This is a genomic window from Massilia glaciei (assembly GCF_003011895.2).
In the GTDB taxonomy this organism is placed as follows: domain Bacteria; phylum Pseudomonadota; class Gammaproteobacteria; order Burkholderiales; family Burkholderiaceae_D; genus Telluria_A; species Telluria_A glaciei.
In genome coordinates, this window is the sequence record NZ_PXWF02000137.1 from 1 (window position 1) to 4,775 (window position 4,775).

Genomic DNA, 4,775 nt, shown 5'->3' on the forward strand with positions numbered 1-4,775 from the left:
CAGCGATGCCAGCAGCGCGCCGACGCTGGCCGGGCGCGCCGCGGGCTCGAGGCTGAAGCCCAGTTGCAGCGCCTCCCACTGGGGCGCCGTCAGCGCCGCCGGCCGCTGCGGCGCCCATCCGGCCGCGCGCTCGCCCGCGAACGGCATTTGTCCGTCTGCCATCAGGTAGACCATGACGGCCACCGCGTACACGTCGAGCGCCGGGAGCGGCTGCCGCCCGGGCGCGAGCGCCTCGGGCGCGCGGTAGCCGGCGGTGCCGGAACTGGCGGGCGCCTCGAGCCCCGCCGCGTCCGCGCCGCCGCGCGCGCGCGCGGCGATGCCGAAGTCGAGCAGCTTGACCTCGCCCGCCCTGGTCAGGAACACATTGCCCGGCTTGATGTCGCGGTGCACCAGCCGGTGCTTGTCCCAGGCATAGCCGAGCGCCTCGCCGACCGGCGCGAGCAGCTGGCAGATCCGCGCCAGCGACAACGGGCCGCTGCGCGCGAGCAGGCTCTCGAGGTCCTCGCCTTCGAGGCACTCCATGATCAGGAAATAGCTCGCCGTGGCCGGATCCAGGGCCCACTCGTAGACCCGCACGATGTGCTCGTGCGCGAGCCGGCGCGCCTGGGTCGCCTCCTCGACCAGCAGCCTGGCGTGGATGGCGCTGCGGGTCAGTCGCGGCGGCAGGATCTTGAGCGCCACGGTGGCGCTGTGTCCCAGTTCGGCCTGGGTGGCCAGGTCGAGCGCCTGCCACACCTGCCCCATGCCGCCCTCGGCGATCAGCCGCTCGAGCCGGTAGCGCCGGTTCTGCGGCCCGATCTCCTGGCCGGCCATGAGCCCGAGCTCGGTGCCGCGGTTGGCCGGCGCCGCCCATGCGCCGGCCGGCGGCGCGTACGCGGCGTCGAGGATGGCGTTTTTGCGGCGCTCGAACTCGTGCAGGTTCAGCAGGCCGTCCTCGTGCAGGGCGCGCAGCTCGCGCAGTTTGTCCCGGGCCGTATGCATTGGTGCCTGGTGTCGCGCGCGCGGCGGCGGCCTAGGCCAGCGCGGCGCCGCAACGCGCGCAGAAACGGTCGGCCGCGCCGGCCGCGTGGCCGTTGGCGCAGAATCGCTCGGCCGCGCCGGCCGCATGGCCGGCGCACAAACGGGCCGGCGCCTGCTGCGCGCAGGCCGGCGCCGCGCCCTGCGCCACGCCCATGCCCAGCTGCGCCTGGGCCGCCAGCGCCGCCTTGTTGACATCGTTTTGCAGCGCCATGAGCTCGCGCTGGTGGCGCCGGTCCTTGTCGAGTTCGGCGTCGCGCCGGGCGCCCTCCCGCAGCGCCCTTTGTTCGGCCATGAGCGCGGCGGCGGCCGGCGTGACGCCGTTGGCGGCCGCCACCACGCCCGACAGCGCCGCCAACTGCTCGGCGCTCATGCCGGCGTGGATGCCGGCTTTCAGGTAGTCGGCCAGTTGCGCCGCGTTCGGCGCCGCCGCCAGCGCGAGCTTGGCCGTGTCGCTCATGGCGCCGAGGCGCTCCATGCGCGCCAGCTCCAGGCGCGCCAGTTCGGCCGCGTGCGCGAGCTGGGCGAAGCGCTCCCCGCGCTCGTGCTCGAGCCGGCGCAGCTCCTGCTGCCAGCGGGCCTCCTGCGCCTCGATCCGCATGGCGTTGCGCTGCTGCTCGCCCTCGAGCGCGACCTGCTGCCGCTGGCGCGCGAGCGCGCTGTCGGCCTCGATGGTGCGCAGCAGTTTTTCGTGCTGGCCCAGGGCGTCGGCCTTGCCGCCGGCGCGCACCAGGTCGCGCTGGCGCGCGAGCGCCACCTGGTCCTCCCATTCCTGGACCCGCTCGGCGCCGCGCTGCCGCGCGCCGTTGGCCAGCGACAGCGCCTGCCATGCGGCCCGGTGCCGTTCCTGCTCCAGCGCGAGCAGGTTGCGCGCGGCCGCCTCCCGGCTCTGGTGCAGCAGCTGCAACTGGGCGCGCTTGCGGGCCTCGTCCTCGATCCCCAGCGCCTGGGTGATCTTGTTTTCGATCTGCTGCTGCAGCAACTGGTGCGCGAAGCGCTGCTGCGCCAGCTGGCGCGCCTCGAGCGCCGCCTGCTGCTCGATCTCGAGCGCGCTGCGCATCTTGACCTGCGCCAGCGCGCGCAGATGGGTCCATTCGCCCGCCTCGTCGCCGCGCACGGCGTTTTTCTCGGCCAGCGCGTGTTCGAGTTCGGCCAGCAGCTCGCCGGCGCCGCGCGCGAGCGCCTGCTTGCGCGAATCGGCGGCCGCGATCCGGCCGTACAAATCGATCTCGCGCAGGCGCACCGCCTGCAACCGCTCGGCGCTGGCCAGCCTTAGTTCGGCGCGCTCGCCGCTGGCGTCGTGGCGCAGCTCCTCGCGGCGCAACTGCTGGCGCGTCTCCTGTTCCTGGCGCCAGATGGCCTGCCACTCCTGCTCGTTGTACAGCACGTCGAGCTGCTTGGCGTGTTCGAGCGCGACGTGGCCCCCGTCGACGGCCAGCCACAGCGTGCCGACGCTTTTGCGGTTGGCGTCGAATTTGTCGTGCCGCAGCGCGAGCGTGTCGACCCGCGCCACGGCCAGCCCGAACTGCGCCAGCCGCAGTTTGAGCCCGCCGTGCAGCCGTTCGTCGAGTTCGGCCCGCAGGTTGGCGTTGCCGGCCATGTCGCGCAGCGACTGGGCGGCGACGAATTCGGTGGCCAGCTGGCGCACCGACGGCGCGATCAGCTCGCGCAGGTGGACGTCGGTCACGGTGCCGGGCATGGTCATGAAGTGGCGCGCGAACAGCGGCACATCGTCGATCGCGATGCCGACGCTGAAACGCGCGTCGACGGCCAGGTGTTCGGCGCTGTGCAGCGCCTCGAACGCGAACTCGACCGCCATCGGCGTGCTGCGCGTGACCAGGATCTCGCCGCGCTGGTCGCGCCGCAGATTGCCCAGGCTTGCGAAGAAGCCCTCGATCTCGTAGTCGCCCCGCGGCACCTCGCTCGCCTTGTCGCCCTGCAGCACGAACGCGCGCGTGGTGGCGGGCACGTGCAGCGTCTTGCCGAACAGGCCGGACAAGGCGCGCACGCCGAAGAACACTGCCAGCTCGTTGGGGCCGGGGATCCAGCGGTTGTCGCTGAGCGCGGGGGCGTTGCGCGGCGCGCCCAGCGTCATGCCGCAGGCGGCGCAGTAGCCCGCCGCGTCGGCGTTTTGGTGCGCGCAGCGCGGGCAGCCGGCGCCGCCAAAACCGAACATCTGGAACATTTCCCACTCCTTGTCAAAGCAATCGGGGCGTCGGGCGGACCCGCCTTCCGGTCAAAATGATGCCACACAAGGAGCGCCGGCCAGACCCGCTTGAAGCCGCTGTTTACCCTTCTATTCCGGCGCTGGAGGCGCGCCGAAGTCGCCCGCAGGGGCGGCCGTGGCGTGCGCGCGCGCGCCGCGTCCAGCGCCGCCGGCGGCGGGCCATAGCCCCCCTCGACGGCCCCGCGGACACCGGTTAAACGGCGGCACCGAATGGCCCCGGGTCTGTGCGGTAGCGAACTCGTGCGTAATAAGAATATTTCAATTGTAAGCACATGAATCATTTCTCCCGAGCGCGCAATTGCGTTGCTACATTGCACCGTACGCCTTAACCAGGATACGCAAAAAATGAAACGCACACTCACCATCGCATCGCTGATCACCCTCGCCGCGGCAGCCTATCTGCCAACGCAGGCCATGGCCCAATCGGGCTTCAACATCATCGTCACCAACGCGCCACCGGCGGCCCGCTACGAAAGCGTGCCGGCCGCGCGCAACGGCCACGTCTGGGCGCCTGGCTACTGGAACTGGGTCAACAACCGCCACGTCTGGACCGCCGGCCGCTGGGAAACCGAACGCCGCGGCTACCGCTACCAGCGCGCCGCATGGGTCCGCGACAACAACGGCTACCGCCTGCAGCAAGGTGGCTGGCAGCAGATGGCGCTGGCCTCGGCGCTCGCCAACGGCGGCGTGCGGATCTCGCCACCGCCCCCGCGCTACGAGCGTGTGCCGCGCGCCCGCAACGGCTTCATCTGGACCCCGGGCCACTGGGAATGGCGCAACAACCGCCATAAGTGGGTGCGCGGCCAGTACCTGCGCGAACGCCGGGGCTACAGCTACACGCAGCCGACCTGGGTCCAGCGCGACGGCCAATGGTATATGGAGCAATCACGCTGGTCCTCACGCGATGGCCGCGACCGTGACCGCGACGGCGTGCCGGACCGCCTCGAACGCCGGGGCGACCGCGACCGCGACGGGGTGCCCGACCGCTTCGAGGGTGGCGCCGACCGCGACCGCGACGGCGTGCCGGACCGCCTCGAGGGTGGCGCCGACCGCGACGGCGTGCCCGAGCGCCTGGAGCGCCGCGACAACGACCGTGACGGCGTGCCCGACGCCTACGACCGCGACCGCGACAACGACGGCGTGCGCAACCGGAACGACTCCGACCGCGACGGCGACGGCGTCCGCAACGAGCGTGATCGCTATCCGGACGACCGCAACCGCCGTTAAACAGGCATGAATGGAAGGCGCCACCACGGGATGATTCGTGATGGCGCCTTTTTTTGTTTGCGCGCTTCGTTCGCATGCCTGTTTGCGCTTCTGTTCGCGCGCCGTTTGGCTTATGCTGGCGCGATGAACGAACTATCGAAATTGCTTGCGCTGTCCTTCAACGCCGAGCGGGCGGCCGGCCGGCGCCTGGCCGCCGCCACCGGCGTCTCCCCCGAACAGGCGCTGCGCCAGGTGCTCGGCAACAGCGCCGGCGGCGCCGGACTCGATGCCCTGCTCGCCGCGCGCGCCGCCGCGCAGGCGGCCG

At 72.0% G+C, this 4,775-nt stretch carries 3 protein-coding genes and 1 pseudogene; 2 read left to right on the forward strand and 2 right to left on the reverse strand.

The genetic code is table 11. The features are described 5' to 3' along the window. The coding region (locus C7C56_RS09800) for a serine/threonine-protein kinase (protein ID WP_146204385.1) at positions 1–981 on the reverse strand (981 nt) is incomplete at its 3' end. Positions 982–1,012: 31 nt separating this feature from the next. Next, positions 1,013–3,202 carry a coiled-coil domain-containing protein gene (locus tag C7C56_RS09805; protein ID WP_106757249.1) on the reverse strand — a complete coding sequence of 730 codons (2,190 nt, stop codon included), beginning with the start codon at positions 3,200–3,202 and terminating at the stop codon, positions 1,013–1,015. Between the two features lie 387 nt (positions 3,203–3,589). Between C7C56_RS09805 and C7C56_RS29730 the strand changes: the two genes are divergently transcribed. Together C7C56_RS29730 and C7C56_RS09820 are read left to right on the forward strand one after the other, a co-directional pair. After that, the gene (locus C7C56_RS29730; protein ID WP_229458518.1) at positions 3,590–4,471 is read left to right on the forward strand and encodes a YXWGXW repeat-containing protein; all 882 of its coding nucleotides are present in this window, start codon (positions 3,590–3,592) and stop codon (positions 4,469–4,471) included. A 123-nt stretch (positions 4,472–4,594) separates the two neighbouring features. Next, positions 4,595–4,775 (forward strand): annotated as a pseudogene (locus C7C56_RS09820) (hypothetical protein); the annotation flags it as partial.